This window comes from Brevibacterium renqingii (genome assembly GCF_017808095.1).
GTDB classification, from domain to species: Bacteria; Actinomycetota; Actinomycetes; order Actinomycetales; family Brevibacteriaceae; genus Brevibacterium; species Brevibacterium renqingii.
Genome location: NZ_JADBHG010000007.1, coordinates 1 through 17,028, shown reverse-complemented (window position 1 = coordinate 17,028; position 17,028 = coordinate 1). Strand labels below are relative to the sequence as shown.

At 64.2% G+C, this 17,028-nt stretch carries 17 protein-coding genes; 9 read left to right on the top strand and 8 right to left on the bottom strand.

Annotated features, from left to right (window positions below; all coding sequences use genetic code 11):
- Positions 1 to 52 precede the first annotated feature (52 nt).
- The 3 genes from rpsK to rplQ all read left to right on the top strand — a co-directional run bounded on the left by rpsK (position 53) and on the right by rplQ (position 2,155).
- On the top strand, positions 53 to 457 hold the full coding sequence (rpsK, locus tag IIE29_RS13085; RefSeq protein WP_209325754.1) for a 30S ribosomal protein S11: 405 nt from the start codon (positions 53 to 55) through the stop codon (positions 455 to 457).
- Positions 458 to 608: 151 nt separating this feature from the next.
- Positions 609 to 1,607 (top strand): DNA-directed RNA polymerase subunit alpha, encoded by a 999-nt coding sequence (locus IIE29_RS13080; protein ID WP_209325753.1) that lies wholly within the window; start codon positions 609 to 611, stop codon positions 1,605 to 1,607.
- Positions 1,608 to 1,630: 23 nt separating this feature from the next.
- A complete protein-coding gene (gene rplQ, locus IIE29_RS13075) occupies positions 1,631 to 2,155 on the top strand; it encodes a 50S ribosomal protein L17 (protein ID WP_209325752.1) in 525 nt (174 codons plus the stop codon).
- 267 nt (positions 2,156 to 2,422) lie between these two features.
- Here the strand turns inward: rplQ and putP are convergent, their stop codons facing one another.
- Together putP and purU are read right to left on the bottom strand one after the other, a co-directional pair.
- Positions 2,423 to 3,943, bottom strand: coding sequence for a sodium/proline symporter PutP (gene putP / locus IIE29_RS13070; RefSeq protein ID WP_209325751.1), 1,521 nt, complete (start codon positions 3,941 to 3,943; stop codon positions 2,423 to 2,425).
- A 93-nt stretch (positions 3,944 to 4,036) separates the two neighbouring features.
- On the bottom strand, positions 4,037 to 4,888 hold the full coding sequence (gene purU, locus IIE29_RS13065; RefSeq protein WP_209325750.1) for a formyltetrahydrofolate deformylase: 852 nt from the start codon (positions 4,886 to 4,888) through the stop codon (positions 4,037 to 4,039).
- Positions 4,889 to 5,057: 169 nt separating this feature from the next.
- On the opposite strand from purU, the gene glyA reads away from it, so the two are divergent.
- Both glyA and IIE29_RS13055 read left to right on the top strand, forming a co-directional pair.
- On the top strand, positions 5,058 to 6,332 hold the full coding sequence (gene glyA / locus IIE29_RS13060; protein WP_209325749.1) for a serine hydroxymethyltransferase: 1,275 nt from the start codon (positions 5,058 to 5,060) through the stop codon (positions 6,330 to 6,332).
- Positions 6,332 to 7,219 (top strand): bifunctional methylenetetrahydrofolate dehydrogenase/methenyltetrahydrofolate cyclohydrolase, encoded by an 888-nt coding sequence (locus IIE29_RS13055; RefSeq protein ID WP_209325748.1) that lies wholly within the window; start codon positions 6,332 to 6,334, stop codon positions 7,217 to 7,219. The genes glyA and IIE29_RS13055 overlap by 1 nt, the downstream gene beginning before the upstream one ends.
- Positions 7,220 to 7,331: 112 nt before the next feature.
- On the opposite strand, the gene IIE29_RS13050 is transcribed toward IIE29_RS13055, so the two are convergent.
- Positions 7,332 to 7,820: a GNAT family N-acetyltransferase gene (locus tag IIE29_RS13050; protein WP_209325747.1), complete on the bottom strand. Its 489-nt coding sequence runs from the start codon at positions 7,818 to 7,820 to the stop codon at positions 7,332 to 7,334.
- A gap of 85 nt (positions 7,821 to 7,905) precedes the next feature.
- Between IIE29_RS13050 and IIE29_RS13045 the strand changes: the two genes are divergently transcribed.
- The 3 genes from IIE29_RS13045 to IIE29_RS13035 all read left to right on the top strand — a co-directional run bounded on the left by IIE29_RS13045 (position 7,906) and on the right by IIE29_RS13035 (position 11,020).
- Complete coding sequence (locus IIE29_RS13045) at positions 7,906 to 8,721, top strand: exodeoxyribonuclease III (RefSeq protein WP_209325746.1); 816 nt, start codon at positions 7,906 to 7,908, stop codon at positions 8,719 to 8,721.
- 248 nt (positions 8,722 to 8,969) lie between these two features.
- Entirely contained in the window at positions 8,970 to 9,968 is a 999-nt protein-coding gene (trpS, locus tag IIE29_RS13040) for a tryptophan--tRNA ligase (RefSeq protein ID WP_209325745.1), read from the top strand.
- Positions 9,969 to 9,970: 2 nt separating this feature from the next.
- Positions 9,971 to 11,020, top strand: coding sequence for an App1 family protein phosphatidate phosphatase (locus IIE29_RS13035; RefSeq protein WP_209325744.1), 1,050 nt, complete (start codon positions 9,971 to 9,973; stop codon positions 11,018 to 11,020).
- A gap of 71 nt (positions 11,021 to 11,091) precedes the next feature.
- On the opposite strand, the gene IIE29_RS13030 is transcribed toward IIE29_RS13035, so the two are convergent.
- The 5 genes from IIE29_RS13030 to IIE29_RS13010 all read right to left on the bottom strand — a co-directional run bounded on the left by IIE29_RS13030 (position 11,092) and on the right by IIE29_RS13010 (position 15,930).
- Positions 11,092 to 12,090: an NAD(P)H-dependent flavin oxidoreductase gene (locus tag IIE29_RS13030; RefSeq protein WP_209325743.1), complete on the bottom strand. Its 999-nt coding sequence runs from the start codon at positions 12,088 to 12,090 to the stop codon at positions 11,092 to 11,094.
- 204 nt (positions 12,091 to 12,294) lie between these two features.
- The gene (locus IIE29_RS13025; protein ID WP_209325742.1) at positions 12,295 to 13,071 is read right to left on the bottom strand and encodes an enoyl-CoA hydratase; all 777 of its coding nucleotides are present in this window, start codon (positions 13,069 to 13,071) and stop codon (positions 12,295 to 12,297) included.
- Positions 13,068 to 14,123, bottom strand: coding sequence for an enoyl-CoA hydratase/isomerase family protein (locus IIE29_RS13020; protein WP_209325741.1), 1,056 nt, complete (start codon positions 14,121 to 14,123; stop codon positions 13,068 to 13,070). The genes IIE29_RS13025 and IIE29_RS13020 overlap by 4 nt, the downstream gene beginning before the upstream one ends.
- Before the next feature lies 1 nt (position 14,124).
- Positions 14,125 to 15,291: an acyl-CoA dehydrogenase family protein gene (locus tag IIE29_RS13015; protein ID WP_209325740.1), complete on the bottom strand. Its 1,167-nt coding sequence runs from the start codon at positions 15,289 to 15,291 to the stop codon at positions 14,125 to 14,127.
- A 123-nt stretch (positions 15,292 to 15,414) separates the two neighbouring features.
- The gene (locus IIE29_RS13010) at positions 15,415 to 15,930 is read right to left on the bottom strand and encodes a MarR family winged helix-turn-helix transcriptional regulator (RefSeq protein ID WP_209325739.1); all 516 of its coding nucleotides are present in this window, start codon (positions 15,928 to 15,930) and stop codon (positions 15,415 to 15,417) included.
- 34 nt (positions 15,931 to 15,964) lie between these two features.
- On the opposite strand from IIE29_RS13010, the gene IIE29_RS13005 reads away from it, so the two are divergent.
- Complete coding sequence (locus tag IIE29_RS13005) at positions 15,965 to 16,657, top strand: SOS response-associated peptidase (RefSeq protein ID WP_209325738.1); 693 nt, start codon at positions 15,965 to 15,967, stop codon at positions 16,655 to 16,657.
- Positions 16,658 to 17,028: the final 371 nt, after the last annotated feature.

Here is a 17,028-nt window from a genome sequence, read left to right as displayed (position 1 = left end):
CTCGCTCACCCGGTCGGCTGCGGCCGACCACCTCGATCAGGAGTAGGAACATATGCCTCCCAAGTCACGCGCCGCTACAGTGCGCAAGCCTCGCCGCAAGCTGAAGAAGAATATCGTCGCCGGCCAGGCTCACATCAAATCAACCTTCAACAACACGATCGTGTCGATCACCGATCCGACCGGTGCTGTCATCTCCTGGGCCTCCTCAGGCGAGGTCGGCTTCAAGGGCTCGCGCAAGTCGACCCCTTACGCCGCGCAGATGGCTGCGGAATCGGCCGCTCGCCGAGCGCAGGAACACGGCCTGAAGAAGGTCGACGTGTTCGTCAAGGGACCGGGTTCGGGGCGCGAGACCGCGATCCGTTCGCTGCAGGCCGCCGGTCTGGAACTGGGCACCATCCAGGATGTCACCCCGGTTCCGTTCAACGGCTGCCGTCCCCCCAAGCGCCGCCGCGGCTGATCCTTCCGTGGAACTGCAACGGATGGCGGGCCTCGGCCCGGCATCGGTCGCAGAACGGATTCCCAGATAACCCGAACCGTTCTTCATGGCTTCTCGCCATGACGTGCAGTGCGAACGTCATATAGCGGATGTTCGCTGAAAGGAAGCCCACGTGCTCATTGCACAGCGCCCAACGCTCACGGAAGAAGTCGTCTCCGACAATCGCTCACGATTCGCCATCGAACCGCTCGAGCCCGGATTCGGCTACACCCTCGGCAACTCGCTTCGGCGGACCCTGCTGTCCTCGATTCCGGGTGCCAGCGTCACCTCCATCCGGATCGACGGAGTTCTCCACGAGTTCAGCACCGTGCCAGGGGTCAAGGAGGATGTCACCGAATTCATCCTCAACCTGAAGTCCCTGGTCGTGTCCTCCGAGTTCGACGAACCGGTCGTCGCCTACCTGCGCAAGCAGGGCCCTGGCACTGTGACCGCTGCCGATGTCTCTGCTCCCGCCGGAGTCGAGATCCACAATCCGGACCTGCACATCGCCACGCTGAATGGTGAGGGCCGTCTGGATATGGAGCTGACCATCGAACGCGGACGCGGATATGTCTCGAGCGCCCAGAACAAGAACGCTGATGCAGAGATCGGCCGGATCCCGGTCGATTCGATCTACTCTCCGGTTCTCAAGGTCACCTACAAGGTCGAAGCCACTCGTGTCGAGCAGCGCACCGACTTCGACCGTCTGGTCCTCGACGTCGAGACGAAGCCCTCGATGACCCCCCGCGATGCGATCGCATCTGCGGGCAAGACCCTGGTCGAGCTCTTCGGCCTGGCGCGAGAGCTCAACGTCGAAGCCGAAGGCATCGAGATCGGTCCCTCGCCTGTGGACGCGGCCCTGGCCGCCGACCTGGCGCTGGCCATCGAAGACCTGGACCTGACCGTGCGCTCCTACAACTGCCTCAAGCGCGAAGGCATCCACACCGTCGGTGAGCTCGTTGCTCGCAGCGAGGCCGACCTCATGGATATCCGCAACTTTGGTTCGAAGTCGATCGACGAGGTCAAGGCGAAGCTCAATGAGCTGGGCCTGAGCCTCAAGGACAGTCCCGCCGGATTCGAGTCCGGTCTCGCTGATGAGGACCAGTCCTACGTCGAAGACGAACAGTACTGATTCAGAACTAGGAGTAACTCACAATGCCAACCCCAACCAAGGGTCCCCGCCTCGGCGGATCGCCCTCACACGAGCGCATGATGCTCAACAACATGGCTGCCCAGCTGTTCGAGCACAAGCAGATCACCACGACAGTGACCAAGGCCAAGCGCCTGCGCCCTGTCGCCGAGCGGATGATCACGAACGCCAAGAAGGGTGATCTGGCCGCACGTCGTCGCGTGCTCGCTCAGATCTCCGACAAGTCGGTCGTGCACGAGCTCTTCACCTCGATCGCCGAGACCATGGCGGAGCGTCCCGGTGGTTACACCCGTATCACCAAGATCGGCCCTCGTCCCGGGGACAACGCTCCGATGGCCGTCATCGAACTGGTCCTCGAGCCCTACTCGCCGAAGCAGGCAACCGTGAAGGAAGCCGAGCAGGCGACCGCAGCGGCCGCACCTGCCGAGGAAGAGGCTCCGGTCGAGACCGACGAGGTTTCCGCAGAGGCCTCCGACGAGACCTCTGCCGAGACCGCAGAAGAGTCCACCGAGGCTGCCGAGGACAAGTAAGCTCCTCGGCCTGTTCGCCTCGACTGAGGGAGCGGACGGCCGAACACCTCAGGCGGGCACCCACTCCGGGTGCCCGCCTGAGGTGTATTCACGCGCTGAGCGCCAACGTGCATGTGGGGCGGACAGACGAATGGCCGGAGCGCAAGGGCTCCGGCCATTCCTGTGGACCGGACAGCTGACAGCCGACGTGCCCGTCGCAGGTTCGTCGCCGGTCAGGGGCCACCGCAGACCGAGCCGGTCACCGTTCGGGGACCGGCTCGCCTGCGGCTACTGCACGCGGGAGAGGGCGACCGATTCGTCGAACTCCCTGTCGGCCTCATCGTCATGTTTGTAGGTGAAGCGGCTGACGACGACCGCCACGATGAGGTTGACGGCGAAGCCGGGGATGATCTCATAGATCTTGTCCGTCATCGGAATGCTCACTTGGCCCCAGACGAACGCCACGACGGCACCGGAGAGGAGTCCGCACAGCGCACCCCAATTGCTCAGGCGCTTCCAGAACAGGGTGAGCAGCACGATCGGCCCGAAGGATGCGCCGAATCCTGCCCAGGCGAACGCCACGAGATCGAGGATGCTGTTGGACGGAGAGATCGCCAGCATCACCGCGATGATGGCGATGACCAGCACGCCGAGGCGGCCGAGCAGCACATACGTCCTGTCCTGCAGGGTGCGCTTGGATCCGGCGCGCAGAGCGACGATCTTGAACAGGTCCTCGATGAGCGCCGAGGACGTGACGACGAGCTGGGAGGAGATCGTCGACATGATCGCGGCCAGCACCGCGGCTAGCACGAGGCCCGCGATGAACGGGTGGAACAGGATCTGGGCGAGATCGAGGAAGACGGTCTCGGCATCGGCCGGTTCCATTCCCGCGTGCTGGGAGAAGTAGGAGATGCCCACGATCGCGGTGGCGACAGCGCCGAGCGCGGAGATGCCCATCCAGCCGACGCCGATCCGTCGGGCGACCTTGGCATCGGCTGGGGTCCGCAGAGCCATGAAGCGCACGATGATGTGGGGCTGGCCGAAGTATCCCAAGCCCCACGCCAGGGATGAGATCACTGTGAAGTACGCGCCGCTGGCCCAGAACGGTTCGCTGCCGAGGAGGCTGAGCAGTCCGGGATCGATCTGCGAGACGTTGCTGAGCACGGTTGAGGGGCCGCCGGCGTTGATGACCGCGACGATGGGCACGGCGACGAGGGCGGCGAACATGAGCAGACCTTGGGCGACATCGGTCAGCGTCGCGCCGAGGAATCCGCCGAAGAGCGTGTACACCATGGTGATGGCCGCGACGAGCAGCATTCCCCCGAGGTAGTTGAGTCCGAAGCTCGATTCGAAGAATTTGCCCGCGGCGACCATGCCTGAGGAGACATAGAAGGTGAAGAATACGAGGATGATGACGCCGCAGACGATGCGCAGCAGCCGGGAGCGGTCCTTGAGGCGCTGTTCGAAGAAGCTGGGAATCGTGATCGAGTCGCCGGCCTTCTCCGTGAAGGCCCGCAGGCGCGGGGCCACGAACTTCCAATTGACCCAGGCGCCGGCCGTGAGGCCGATGGCGATCCACGCTTCGATGAGGCCGGAGAGGTAGATCGCTCCGGGCAGGCCCATGAGAAGCCACCCCGACATGTCCGAGGCGCCCGCGCTGAGAGCCGCCACACTCGGGCGCAGACCCCGGCCGGCGAGCATGTAGTCGTCGAGGCTGTTCTTCGTCTTGCGATAGGCGAACCAACCGATGGCCAGCATCCCGATGAAATACAGGACGATCGCGATTGTCCGGAAAGTGGTTTCCATCATTCGAGCTCAGCTCCTTCAATAGGCCGTCGCGACTTTACAGCAGAAGTGATCCCGGGTGTGAATTCCCTGGGTGACTGCGCGCGGCGGCCAAGCTCAGTTGAAGACGACTGTGCGGTGCCCGTCCATGAGCACCCGTCCCTCCGCGTGCCAGGCCACGGCCCGTGCGAGGACAGCCGCCTCGACGTCCTGACCGCGCTGGACGAAGTCCGCGATCGCTCGGTTGTGGTCGACGCGTGCGACGTCCTGTTCGATGATCGGACCTTCGTCGAGATCGCCAGTGACATAGTGCGCGGTGGCGCCGATGATCTTCACACCTCGTGCGTGCGCCTGGTGATAAGGCTTGGCTCCCTTGAAGCTGGGCAGGAAGGAATGGTGGATGTTGATGACTCTGCCTTCGAGCCGGTCACAGAGATCGGGGGAGAGGATCTGCATATAGCGGGCCAGCACGATGAGTTCGACGTCGAGCTCATCGACGAGGGAGGACAGCTTCGCCTCGGCGATGGGCTTCGTGTCTGGTGTGATTGGGATGTGGTGGAAGGCGTGACCGTGGAATTCGGCCAGAGACCTCAGCGAATCGTGGTTCCCGGCGACCCCGACGATGTCGATGGGCAGCTGGCCGGAGGAATGCTGGAAGAGCAGGGTGTTGAGGCAGTGTGCGGCTTTGGACACGAGGATGAGCGTGCGAGTTCTCTTCTCCACCGGTTGCAGACTCACGGTCATCGCGAAGCGGTCGGCCGCCTCGGCGAGTTCGGCTTCGAGCGTCTCGGCGGAGACCTCTGCGGAAGTGGAGAACTGCAGACGGAGGAAGAACTGGCGGGAATCGGGGGAGGAGAACTGCTGCGATTCGGTGATATTGCCGCCGAGGCCTGCGAGCACTCCCGTCACGGCATGGACGATGCCGGTCGAGTCGGGACAGGTGACTCTCAGGATCCATTCTCTGCTCATGGGCTCGATCCTAGCCTTTGGAGTCCATCGGCAAGAATCCGGTGCCGTCATCCGGATGGCGGTCGGCCCGCGGTGCTCGCGACGTTCGCTGTTAGCATGGTCTGCGGGTGTTCGCGGCGGCTGATCTCGCTGTTCCACTCACCACATCGGATGCCACAGGAGAGTACTCATGACCGAAAACTCGATGCAGGCCTCGCTTGCAGACATCGATCCCCAGATCGCCGAGGTCCTCGACCTCGAGTTGGGCCGCCAGCGTTCGACTCTCGAGATGATCGCCTCGGAGAACTTCGTCCCCCGCGCCGTGCTGGAAGCACAGGGTTCGGTGCTGACGAACAAGTATGCCGAGGGCTACCCCGGCAAGCGCTACTACGGCGGGTGCGAATACGTCGATGTCGCCGAGAACCTCGCGATCGAGCGGGCCAAGAGCCTCTTCGGCGCCGAATACGCCAATGTTCAGCCGCACTCCGGCGCATCGGCGAATGCGGCGGTCATGCACGCACTCGCTCGGCATGGAGACAAGCTGCTCGGGCTCTCCTTGGCCCATGGCGGGCACCTCACCCACGGCATGAAGATCAACTTCTCCGGACGCCTCTACGACGTGGCCTCCTACGAGGTCGACCCCGACACCTACCGCATCGACATGGACAAGGTGCGTGAGAAGGCGCTCGAGCACCGTCCGCAGGTCATCGTCGCCGGCTGGTCGGCCTACCCCCGTCAGCTGGATTTCCAGGCCTTCCGGAATATCGCCGACGAGGTGGATGCGAAGCTGTGGGTCGATATGGCCCACTTCGCCGGTCTCGTCGCCGCCGATCTCCACCCGAACCCGGTCCCCTTCGCCGATGTCGTGTCCTCCACGGTCCACAAGACGATCGGCGGTCCGCGTTCCGGGTTCATCCTCGGCAAGGAGGAATTCGCGAAGAAGCTCAACTCCGCTGTCTTCCCGGGCCAGCAGGGCGGACCGCTCATGCACGTCGTGGCGGCCAAGGCCGTGGCCTTCAAGCTCGCTGCCGCGGCAGAGTTCAAGGAACGGCAGGAGAGGACAGTGCGCGGTGCCCAGATCCTCGCTGAGCGCCTGCTCGCCGACGACGTGGCCCAAGCCGGAGCCACCGTGCTCACCGGCGGCACGGATGTGCATCTGGTGCTCGTCGACCTGCGCAACTCCGCCCTCGACGGGCAGCAGGCCGAGGATCTCCTGCACGAGGTCGGGATCACGGTCAACCGCAATGCCGTCCCGTTCGACCCCCGCCCGCCGATGGTGACCTCGGGTCTGCGCATCGGCACCCCGGCCCTGGCCACCCGTGGCTTCGGCGACAAGGAATTCACCGAGGTCGCCGACGTCATCGCCGAGGCGCTCAAGCCCGGGGCTGACGTCGAGGCTCTCGCCGCCCGGGTGCAGAGGCTCAGTGATGACTTCCCGCTCTACGAGGGACTGGAACAGTACTGATGAGTGCACAGATCCTCGACGGCAGGGCCTGCGCCAAGCAGATCAAGTCGGAACTCACCGAGGCGGTGGAGAAGCTGGGGAAGACCGGGATCGTTCCCGGCCTCGGCACCGTCCTGGTGGGGGAGGACCCCGGGTCGAAGTGGTACGTCGCCGGCAAGCACCGCGACTGCGCCGAGGTCGGCATCCACTCGATCCGCCGCGACCTGCCGGAGACAGTGACACAGGACGAGCTGTTGGCCGTCATCGACGAGCTCAACAACGATCCTGCCTGCACCGGTTACATCGTGCAGCTGCCGCTGCCTGCGCACATCGACACCGACACCATCCTCGAGGCCATCGACCCGGCCAAGGACGCCGACGGTCTGCACCCGACGAACCTCGGTCGGCTCATGCTCAACGTCAGCTCCGAGATCACCACACCGCTGCCGTGCACCCCGCGCGGTGTGATCGAGCTGATGACGCGCAACGGGATCGAGCTGAACGGCAAACACGTCGTCGTCATCGGCCGCGGAGTCACCGTCGGCCGATCCATCGGCGCCCTGCTGACGCGGCGTGAGCACAATGCCACGGTGACGCTGACCCATACCGGGACCCGGAACCTCGACGAACTGCTGGCTCAGGCCGATGTCATCGTCGCGGCCGCCGGCTCCGCCCGGATCGTCAAGGCCGAGTCCGTCAAGCCCGGAGCGATCGTCCTCGATGTGGGAGTCTCTCGTGAGACCGATCCCGAGACGGGCAAGTCGAAGATCGTCGGCGATGTCGATTCCGGCGTCGCCGAGGTGGCTGCCTGGGTGTCTCCGAATCCGGGCGGCGTGGGTCCGATGACCCGAGCCCTGCTGCTGAAGAACGTCGTCGATACCGCACAGCGAGCTGTCGCAGACGTCTGAAACGCTCGTGGTCTCCATCGTGCGGACCGCATCCACTAAGTCCATGAATGAGTTGGGCCCCGAACTGATGTTCGGGGCCCAACTCATTGCGGGGGCGGGGCGTCGGCCTTGATCACTCCTCGGCCAGTTTGAGTTCGAAGAACACTCTCGGGTTGTTCGACCCTGCGTAGTCCTCGATGAGCTCGCCGTTGAACCCCAGCGAGGAGTGGAACGAGATCGCGCCGGAGGACTCGGGCTTCGTCGTCGCCTGCACCGACGCCACTCCGAGCTCACGAGCGCGGTCGATGAAGTGCTGATAGAGGTGACGGCCGATTCCCCGATGCCGGTAATCGGTGCGGGCGGCGACCAGATGGATATAAGCGGGTCCGTCGTGCGGAATGACGCCCAGCAGGTAGCCGACGATCTCCGAGCGGTAGCGGGCGACCAGGCCGGAGGTCACGAACTGCCGGAACCAATAGGCATCGTGGTCCCCGCTGAGGTCCCGGTCTCCCCAGAAATTCTCCTGTGCTCCCAGCAGGAACTCTCGCATCTCACGGGCGTCGACTTCATCGAGCGGACTGATGCTCAGCTGCTCGGTCTCGAAAGTTTCGTCAACGGCCATTGCGCCTCCTGATGTATTCGTTCTTTCCCTCACTCTATAACGCCCCGCCCCGGAAGAGTAGCGCGCACATGTCATGATAGATCACATGATTCGGATTGCTTCAGTCAACGTCAACGGAGTCCGCGCAGCATGGAGGAAGGGGATGCCCACCTGGGTCGATGCCGCGAAACCGGACTTCATCACTCTGCAGGAAGTGCGTGCCGCCAACGACGTCGCCCTCGGTGTCCTCGAGGACACCGGGTACACCACGGTCAGCCATGACGCGGAGGCGAAGGGGCGCGCGGGAGTGGCCGTGATGGCGCGGTCCGAACCGGAGTCGAAGCGGGAAGGACTCGGGGACGACGGCTACTTCGACCGGGCCGGACGATGGCTGGAGACGGACTACCGACTCGGTGACGGATCTCTGCTCACGCTCGTCTCCGCCTATGTGCACTCCGGCGAGGTCGACACCCCGAAACAGGACGACAAGTATCGGTTCCTCGACCGCATGACCGTCCGGATGCCGCAGCTGGCGGAGAGGGCCGACCACGTACTCATCACCGGTGATCTCAACGTCTGCCACACCGAACGGGATCTGAAGAACTGGAAGGCCAACCGGAAGAAGGCAGGTTTCCTGCCTGAGGAACGTGCCTACTTCGACGGCTTCTTCGGCGAGGTCGGCTATGTCGACGTCCATCGGAAGCTCAGCGGTGACGTCGACGGGCCCTACACCTGGTGGTCGATGCGTGGGAAGGCCTTCGACAACGACACAGGCTGGCGCATCGACTACCACATGGCCACACCGGCGCTCGCGGAATCTGCGGTCAAGGCAAGCGTGGACAGAGCAGACAGCTGGGGCGAACGGTGGTCCGACCATGCGCCGCTGGTCATCGATTACGAACTCCCGGCCACCGCGGCCTGAGGCGAGGCGAACTGGAGTGACGAGCATTCCCCCGCAGCCGATCAGGCGGGCCCGGCTGCCGTCCCATCGAGGGCTGCAGCTCGATGTTCGGCCGCGAAATGGGGTATGCCGTGGCGAGTCATGTGATCGGCAAGGTCACTGTACCGCTCGCTCGTTCCGTTCCGTGCCCTCGAACACGTGGGCGGGCATCCCGGTTCGGACGAGGACCGAACGTCGGGCAGGGGAGACGAAGATGGCATCATAGGACTATGACGATCTCTTCACTGCCTCGCACGGTCTCCGGTATCCAAGCCACCTCCGATTCTCTCCATCTCGGCAACTACATCGGGGCACTGCAGCAGTTCGTGACGCATCAGGATTCGCACGACGCCTTCTACTTCATCGCGAACATGCACGCGATCACCGTCGAACAGGATCCTGCCGAGCTGCGGGAGCGGACGCTGCGCACCGCCGCCCAGTTCATCGCCGCCGGTCTCGACCCGGAGAAGTCGACGATCTTCGTCCAGTCCCAAGTGCCTGCCCACCCGCAGCTGTCCTGGGTGCTCGAATGCACCACCTCGATGGGTGAGGCGAGCAGGATGACGCAGTTCAAGGACAAGTCGGCCAAACAGCAGCATGTGTCCTTGGGTCTGCTCACCTATCCGGCGCTCATGGCCGCCGACATCCTGCTGTACAACCCGCAGCTCGTCCCGGTCGGCGAGGACCAGCGGCAGCACCTCGAACTGACCCGCAACCTCGCGGAACGCTTCAACTACCGTTTCGGGAAGACCTTCGTCGTCCCCGAGGCGCAGATCCTCAAGGCCACCGCGAAGATCTTCGATCTGCAGAACCCAGGCGCGAAGATGTCGAAGTCGCAGCCGAGCCCCCAGGGCCGCATCGATATCCTCGACGATGCGAAGTCACTGACGAAGAAGATCAAATCCGCCGTGACCGATGACGGCACCGAGATCGCCTTCGACCCCGAGGCCAAGCCCGGCGTGTCGAACCTGCTGACGATCTATTCCTCGCTGACCTCCCGATCCGTCGACGACATCGTCGCCGAATACGAGGGCAAGATGTACGGGCACCTCAAGGTCGACCTCGCCGAGGTGGCCGTCGAGACTCTCACTCCCGTGCGGGAGCGCGTTCTGGAGCTGCTCGAGGACCGGGCCGAGCTGCAGGCCATCCTCGATCGCGGAGCCGCCAAGGCCAGCGAGATCGCGGAGGCGACTCTGCGTGAGGTCTACGACAAGATCGGCTTCATCTGATCGTGGCGAGGAAGAAGCCCGAGGAGGGCCCGCTCAATCTCACGCCGGACATGCTCCACACCGCTGCGCGGGTGGAGGACCGGTTCAACGAGTGGATCCAGAACCGGGCCACCGACCACAGCTATCAGCGTACGGTCATCGCCTACGACACCTACGGCGGCACCGGATGGGTGCGTGTGCTCGGTCGCCTGGTGCTCACCCCCAGCGGGCAGCCGGCCGCGGACGTCCACGCGAGCATCCGCGGATGGAAGTCCTTCGTCAGCGTTCCGCTGCCCAATGACACCGCGTGGGTGCGAGTCAACGACGAAGAGCACATGGTCACCTCGGACCGCGGCGGCATCATCGACACCGTCATTCCGGGCGATTTCGAACCGGGGGAGACGGAGATCGAGCTGTGGACCGATGGGTCCCTCGTCGACTCCGCAGCGGTGCGCATCATCGGCGAGGACTCGACATTCGGCATCATCTCCGATATCGACGACACGGTCATGGTCACCTCGCTGCCCCGACCGTTCCTGGCCGCGTGGAACACATTCGTGCTCAGCGAGCATGCCAGATCCCCGGTGGCGGGCATGGCCGTCCTCTACGACCGGATCACCTTCATGCGACCGTCGACGCCGATGATCTACCTGTCGACCGGAGCCTGGAACTCGGCTCTGACGATCAAGAGGTTCCTCTCCCGCAACCTCTACCCGATGGGCCCTCTGCTGCTCACCGATTGGGGACCGACGACGACGCGAGTCTTCCGCTCGGGCAAAGAGCACAAGCGCAACACTCTCGAGCGCCTGTCGCGGGAGTTCCCATGGATGAAGTGGCTGCTCATCGGCGACGACGGGCAGAAGGACGAGGAGGTCTACGGGGAGTTCGTCGAGAACCATCCGGAGAACGTCGCCGCCGTGGCCATCCGGCAGCTGACCGTCGGCGAGGCCGTGTGGGCGGGAGGCCGGTCGAAGCGCCACGGCCGGGGGCAGGGTGTGCCGTGGATCTATGCTCCCGATGGCGCAGGGCTCGCCTCGCGTCTGACCGAACGCGGAATCATCTCGACCATCTGAGCACTGCGCCGGCACGAGTCGAGCCCGGCTCCCCGACACTGGGGAACCGGGCTCGCTGCTCTCAGGCAGGCTCAGCGCAGGCGCGTGAGCAGCTGCTGCTTCGCCTCCTCGAACTGAGAGGCGAAAGTGCCGACGAGTTCGGCCGTCGTCTGCTGCATGCCCAGAGCGCCGATGCCCTGCCCGGAGCCCCAGATGTCGCGCCAGGCCTTCGCCTCCGAGTCCGGGTCAGTGCCGAAGTCCATCTTCGTCGGATCGGCCTCGGGCAGGTTGTCCGGATCGAGACCGGAAGCGACGATCGAACCGCGCAGGTAGTTGCCTTTGACCCCGGTGAAGTAGTTCGAGTAGACGACGTCATCGGCCCCTGATTCGACGATCATCTTCCGATAGTCTTCGACGACATTCGCCTCGGGCGTGGACAGGAACGCCGATCCGATATATGCGAAGTCCGCGCCCGCCGCCAGCGCCGCGAGAATCGACCGACCGTGGGCGATGGCACCGGAGAGCAGCAGAGGACCGTCGAACCACGACCGGATCTCCTGCACGAGGGCGAACGGAGACTGTGCACCGGCGTGCCCGCCTGCGCCTGCGGCTACGGCGATGACACCGTCGGCGCCCTTCTCGACGGCCTTGTGGGCGAAGCGGTTGTTGATGACATCGTGGAGGACGACGCCGCCGTAGGAATGGACGGCCTCGTTGACCTCCTCGCGGGCGCCCAGGGAGGTGATGACGATCGGAACCTCATGGCGGACGACCTCGGCGAGGTCGGCTTCGAGTCGGTTGTTCGAACGGTGGACGATGAGGTTGACCGCGAAGGGAGCGGCCGGCCGATCAGGGTTGGCCGAATTGAAAGCGGCGTTCGACTCGGTGATCTCGTCGAGCCAATCCGCCAGCAGCGATGCCGGTCGCGCATTGAGGGTGGGGAAGGCACCGACGATTCCCGCCTGGCACTGAGCCTTGACGAGCTCGGGGCCGGAGGCGATGAACATCGGGGAGCCGAAGACGGGCAGTCGCAGCTGGGAGGACAGATCGGTGAGAGAGGACACGATGCCTGCTTGAGTAGATGAATGCATGTCCCCACTTTAACTGAACGATTGTTAAATGCGATATCCGCCACATCCGCATGTTCGGTGTCCGCCGAAGATCGTCCGCGCCGAGGCCTGCGCCAGCAGAGACCGCTCGATGCCCGGATCAGGGCGCGGTCGAGAGCGGGCCTGAGACGAACACGGCGCAGACCCGAAGAGGGGCCTGCGCCGTGGATCGAGCTGAGAGCGAGATCAGGAGTCCGTGAAGTTCGGATCCCTCTTCTCGACGAAGGCGGCCATGCCCTCGGACTGGTCGTTCGTGGCCAGCGAGGAGTGGAAGAGGCGGCGTTCGTAGCGCAGCCCCTGTTCGAGAGTCGTCTCGAACGCGGTATTCACCGCTTCCTTGACCATCGCCGAGGCGACCCGGGACTTGCCTGCGATCGTCCGGGCGATCTCGGTGGCCGTCTCGAGCAGCTGCTCGGGTTCGACCACGCGGGCGACGAGGCCGGAACGCTCGGCCTCCTCGGCGTCCATCATCCGACCGGTCAGGCACATGTCCATGGACTTCGCCTTTCCGATGGCCCGGGTCAGCCGCTGCGATCCGCCCATGCCCGGCAGCACGCCGAGGTTGATCTCCGGCTGGCCGAACTTCGCCTTCGTCGAGGCGATGAGGATATCGCCCATCATCGCGAGCTCGCAGCCGCCGCCGAGCGCGAAGCCGCCGACGGCGGTGATGACCGGCTTGCGCACGTCGGTCAGGCGTGACCAGCCGGCGAACCAGTCGGCCTTGTACGCGGTGGCGAAGTCCAGGCTCGACATCTCCTTGATGTCGGCCCCGGCGGCGAATGCCTTCTCGCTGCCGGTGATGATGATCGCCTTGACCTCGTCATCGGCGTCGAACCCGGTGGCGGCATCGGTGATGTCCGTGAGCACCTGCAGGTTGAGCGCGTTGAGCGCCTTCGGCCGATTGATGGTGATCGTGGCGACGCCGGACTCGACGGCGGTGAGGATGGTTTCGTATTCGCTCATGAGAACACCTTCTCTTCGTGATCGGTGGTGAGGATGGACTCGACGGTTTCGTCGCTGACATCGGCCAGGGTCGCCGGGCTCCACTGCGGATTGCGGTCCTTGTCGATGACCTGAGCGCGGATGCCCTCCTTGAGATCGGGTCTTTCCGTCAGCGCCACGGCGACGCGATAGTCCTGTTCGAGGACTTCGGCCAGGGACATGGATGCGGCCTTCCGCAGGGCGGCCAGCGTCACCTTCACCGAGGTGGGGGCCTTGGAGCCGATGAGCTCGGCGGTGGCCTGAGCGTCGGGATCCTCGTGCGCGGCGAGGGCTGCGACGATGTCCTCGGCGCTGTTGCCGACGTAGCATTCGTTGATCCAGTCGGCCGCCTCGGCGAGCTCATCGACCGGTGCTGCTGCGGAGTACTTGCCGAGAACGGCGTCGAGCTCCTGTCCGGAGGTCAGATCGGAGATGAGATCGGGGATCCGCGCATCGGGAACGTAGTGGTCGGCGAGCCCGAGGGCGATCGCGGTGCCGGCTCCGACCGGTCGGCCCGTCAGCGCGAGATGGGTGCCCAGCTCACCGGGCGCATCGGCCAGCAGATGCGTTCCGCCGACATCGGGGAACAGACCGATCCCGGTCTCGGGCATGCCGACCTTCGTCGAATCCGTGACGATGCGGTGTGAGCCGTGGCCGGAGATGCCGACGCCTCCGCCCATCGTGATGCCGTTCATGATGACGACATAGGGCTTGGGGAATTCGGAGATCGCGTGATTCATCTTGTATTCGCGATTCCAGAACTTCGCGTTCTCGTCGCTGCCTGCCACGATGTCGTTGTACACCGCCTTGATGTCCCCGCCCGCGCACAGGCCGCGCTCTCCGCGACCGGTGACGAGGACGAGGGAGACCGAGTCGTCATCGCTCCAGGCGCTCAGGGCATCATCGATGGCGCCCACCATCTCCTGGCTGAGCGCATTGATCAGCTTCGGTCTGTTGAGTTCGATTCGGCCCACCCCGTTGGAAACCGAGGTGACGACGGAGTCGTCCGTCCGCTGTGCCGAAGTATCTGTCATATCAGCCCACTCCTGTGCTCTTGCGCGAGATGATCACGCGCATGATTTCGTTGGTGCCTTCCAGAATCTGGTGGACTCGCAGGTCACGAACCAGCTTCTCAATTCCATACTCTGTCAGATACCCGTAGCCGCCGTGCAGCTGGAGGGCCCGGTTCGCGACCTCGAACCCGGTGTCGGTCGCCTTGAGCTTGGCCATCGCGGACAGGAGCGAGGTGTTGGGATCGCCGGCATCATAGGCGTTCGCCGCCCGCCAGAGAAGGGAACGAGCGCTCTCGAGGTCGGCCTGCATCTGCGCGACCTCGAAGCGAAGCGCCTGGAAGCCGGAGAGTTCGGTGCCGAAGGCCTGCCGCTCGCCCATGTATTCGACGGCTTTCTCCAGTGCGGACTGACCGCCGCCGAGGGAGCAGGCGCCGATGTTGAGACGCCCCCCGTCGAGACCTGACATGGCGATCTTGAAGCCCTGGCCGGGCTCGCCGAGGAGGTTCTCCTTGGGCACGCGCACGTTCTCCATGATCACCTGACGTGTGGGCTGCGCTCGCCATCCCATCTTCCGCTCGTTCGGACCGAAGCTCAGTCCCTCCATGTCCTTCTCGAGGATGAAGGCCGAGATTCCTCGTGCGCCTTCCTGCCCGGAGCGGGCCATTACGAGGTAGGTGTCCGAGGTGCCGGCGCCCGAGATGAACTGCTTGACGCCGTTGAGGACATAGGAGTCACCGTCTTCTCTGGCCGAGGTGCGCAGCGCTGCGGCATCGGAGCCTGCGTTGGGCTCGGTCAGACAGTAGCTGCCGAGGTGTTCCATCGAGACCAGCGGCTGCAGGTACTTCGTCTTCTGCTCGTCGTTTCCGAACTTGTCGATCATCCACGCAACCATGTTGTGGATGGAGATATAGGAGGCGACGGACGGGCAGCCCGTCGACATCGCTTCGAAGATCAGAGCCGCATCCATCCGGCCCATCCCGGTCCCGCCGGCGTCCTCACTCACGTAGATGCCGCCCATCCCGAGGTCGGCGGTCTTCTTGATCACGTCGACGGGGAAGTGGTGCTCAGCATCCCACTCGAGTGCGTGCGGGGCGATTTCGGTATCGGCGAACTCGCGCACCATTCCGGAGACGGTCTGCTGTTCGTCGGTGAGACCGAAGGGTAGGGCAGCTGCGGTGCTGCGGGACATGATTCCTCCAGTGGTCGGACGCGGATATGGTGACCGACCCCACGATACGTCGAAATTACTTGGGCGTCCAACTAATTTGCGGCGGAAAGGCGCTCTGGAATCGAGTCCGCACAGTCCCTCGGATCAGCTCCGATCTTCGAGCTCGGAGCGCAGGCTCTCGAGGTGGGGCAGCAGCGAACCGAGATCGGTGCCGGCGAAGTCGGGGGAGGAGAAGACTTCGTCATTGAGCGCGGTCGTCGCGGCGGCTGCGAGCTCGCGGCCGGCCTCAGTGAGGTCGACAAGAGTGGTCCGGCGGTCATCAGGGTGGCTGCGTCGCGCGACGAGGCCTGCCTTTTCGAGGCGATCGACGGAGTTCGTCGTCGAGGTCGCATGAACCTGCAGCCGAGCGGAGATCTTCGACATCGGCAGGGTGCCGGACCTCGTGAAGGACAGCAGGGTGAGGACTTCGTAGCGGGAGAAGGTGAGAGCGAAGGGTTTGAGCGCGGCGTCGACCCGAGCCAGGAAGAGCTGATGGATCCTCATCACCGAGATCACCGTGGTCATGCCGTCGGCCGCTTCGTGCCAACCGTGAGCCAGCCATTGCCGGCGGGACTCCTCGATCGGATCGCGTCTGTTCGCTGTATTCTCTTCTGCCGCCATTGTCGACAGTGTAGTGAAATGAGAAGATGGACGCATGTGCGGCCGACTCAATATGTCTCTCGACCCGGCGGACCTCGCCGACGAGCTTCGGCTGGATGTCGTGTCCTATGACTTCGCGCCGCGATACAACGTTCCCCCGGGAGCATTCGTGCCGATCGTCGTCGAGCGCCTCGATGACGAGGGGCAGCTTCATCGCCGGCTCGAGACCGCGTCATGGGGCCTGGTCCCCGCCTGGGCCAAGGATGTCAAGATCGGCTTCAAGGCGTTCAATGCCCGATCGGAGACCGTGCTCGAGAAGCCGATGTTCCGGCAGGCGATCAGACGGCGGCGCTGCGCGCTGCCGATCGCGGGGTATTACGAATGGGAGACCTCTGAGGAGGGGAAGCAGCCGTGGATGATGAGCGCGGCCGGAAAGGACCCTCTGTTCATGGCAGGCCTCTTCGAATTCTGGAAGCAGCCGGATGGGAGCTGGCTGGTTTCGACGACGATCCTCACCATGGCCTCAGCCGGGCATCTCAGCGACGTTCATCACCGGATGCCGGTGTTCCTCGCGCGCGACTGGATAGATGACTGGATCGACCCGGGAGTCCTCAGTCGTGATGTGCCTGATCTGCTCGGTGCGACGCTGGCCCAGGTCGATCCTGCGAGCGTGACACGGCATAAGGTCGGCAAGGCAGTGGGCAATGTTCGCAATGACTCTCCGGAGCTCGTTCAGCCGGTCGCCTGATGGCTGCGAGGCCCCTGGTCGGGGCTCTTCCGGCAGCGGGGACAGGCCCTTTCCGCAGGCGCGAACGGCGTCGTTTTGCATGCGGCTGAGAATATGTGTACTGTAGTCCAGGTTGCCGAGCCGCAAGGAACGGCAGCAGTCACTCTGATCGGGGACGATTCGGGTAAAGCGAAGTTGAACTTCGGGTTGCACGAGCCGAAAGAACCATGTAGAGTAGACATCCGCTGGCACGGCGAGTCGCAAGACGAAATGTGTATACAGAAACTGATACCCCCAGTGAACGTGACCCGATTGTCGGGTTTCGGTGATGGGTGTGTGTTTGTGGTTTGAGAATCCAATAGCGTGTTTGTTTGAACAAGTTTGTGATGCCA

Bases quoted from the DNA above. Each gene is read 5' to 3' on its own strand.
- rpsK (WP_209325754.1), top strand. From the start codon at position 53: ATGCCTCCCAAGTCACGCGCCGCTACAGTGCGCAAGCCTCGCCGCAAG.
- rplQ (WP_209325752.1), top strand. From the start codon at position 1,631: ATGCCAACCCCAACCAAGGGTCCCCGCCTCGGCGGATCGCCCTCACAC.
- putP (WP_209325751.1), bottom strand. From the start codon at position 3,943: ATGATGGAAACCACTTTCCGGACAATCGCGATCGTCCTGTATTTCATC.
- purU (WP_209325750.1), bottom strand. From the start codon at position 4,888: ATGAGCAGAGAATGGATCCTGAGAGTCACCTGTCCCGACTCGACCGGC.
- glyA (WP_209325749.1), top strand. From the start codon at position 5,058: ATGACCGAAAACTCGATGCAGGCCTCGCTTGCAGACATCGATCCCCAG.
- IIE29_RS13055 (WP_209325748.1), top strand. From the start codon at position 6,332: ATGAGTGCACAGATCCTCGACGGCAGGGCCTGCGCCAAGCAGATCAAG.
- IIE29_RS13050 (WP_209325747.1), bottom strand. From the start codon at position 7,820: ATGGCCGTTGACGAAACTTTCGAGACCGAGCAGCTGAGCATCAGTCCG.
- IIE29_RS13045 (WP_209325746.1), top strand. From the start codon at position 7,906: ATGATTCGGATTGCTTCAGTCAACGTCAACGGAGTCCGCGCAGCATGG.
- trpS (WP_209325745.1), top strand. From the start codon at position 8,970: ATGACGATCTCTTCACTGCCTCGCACGGTCTCCGGTATCCAAGCCACC.
- IIE29_RS13030 (WP_209325743.1), bottom strand. From the start codon at position 12,090: ATGCATTCATCTACTCAAGCAGGCATCGTGTCCTCTCTCACCGATCTG.
- IIE29_RS13025 (WP_209325742.1), bottom strand. From the start codon at position 13,071: ATGAGCGAATACGAAACCATCCTCACCGCCGTCGAGTCCGGCGTCGCC.
- IIE29_RS13020 (WP_209325741.1), bottom strand. From the start codon at position 14,123: ATGACAGATACTTCGGCACAGCGGACGGACGACTCCGTCGTCACCTCG.
- IIE29_RS13015 (WP_209325740.1), bottom strand. From the start codon at position 15,291: ATGTCCCGCAGCACCGCAGCTGCCCTACCCTTCGGTCTCACCGACGAA.
- IIE29_RS13010 (WP_209325739.1), bottom strand. From the start codon at position 15,930: ATGGCGGCAGAAGAGAATACAGCGAACAGACGCGATCCGATCGAGGAG.
- IIE29_RS13005 (WP_209325738.1), top strand. From the start codon at position 15,965: ATGTGCGGCCGACTCAATATGTCTCTCGACCCGGCGGACCTCGCCGAC.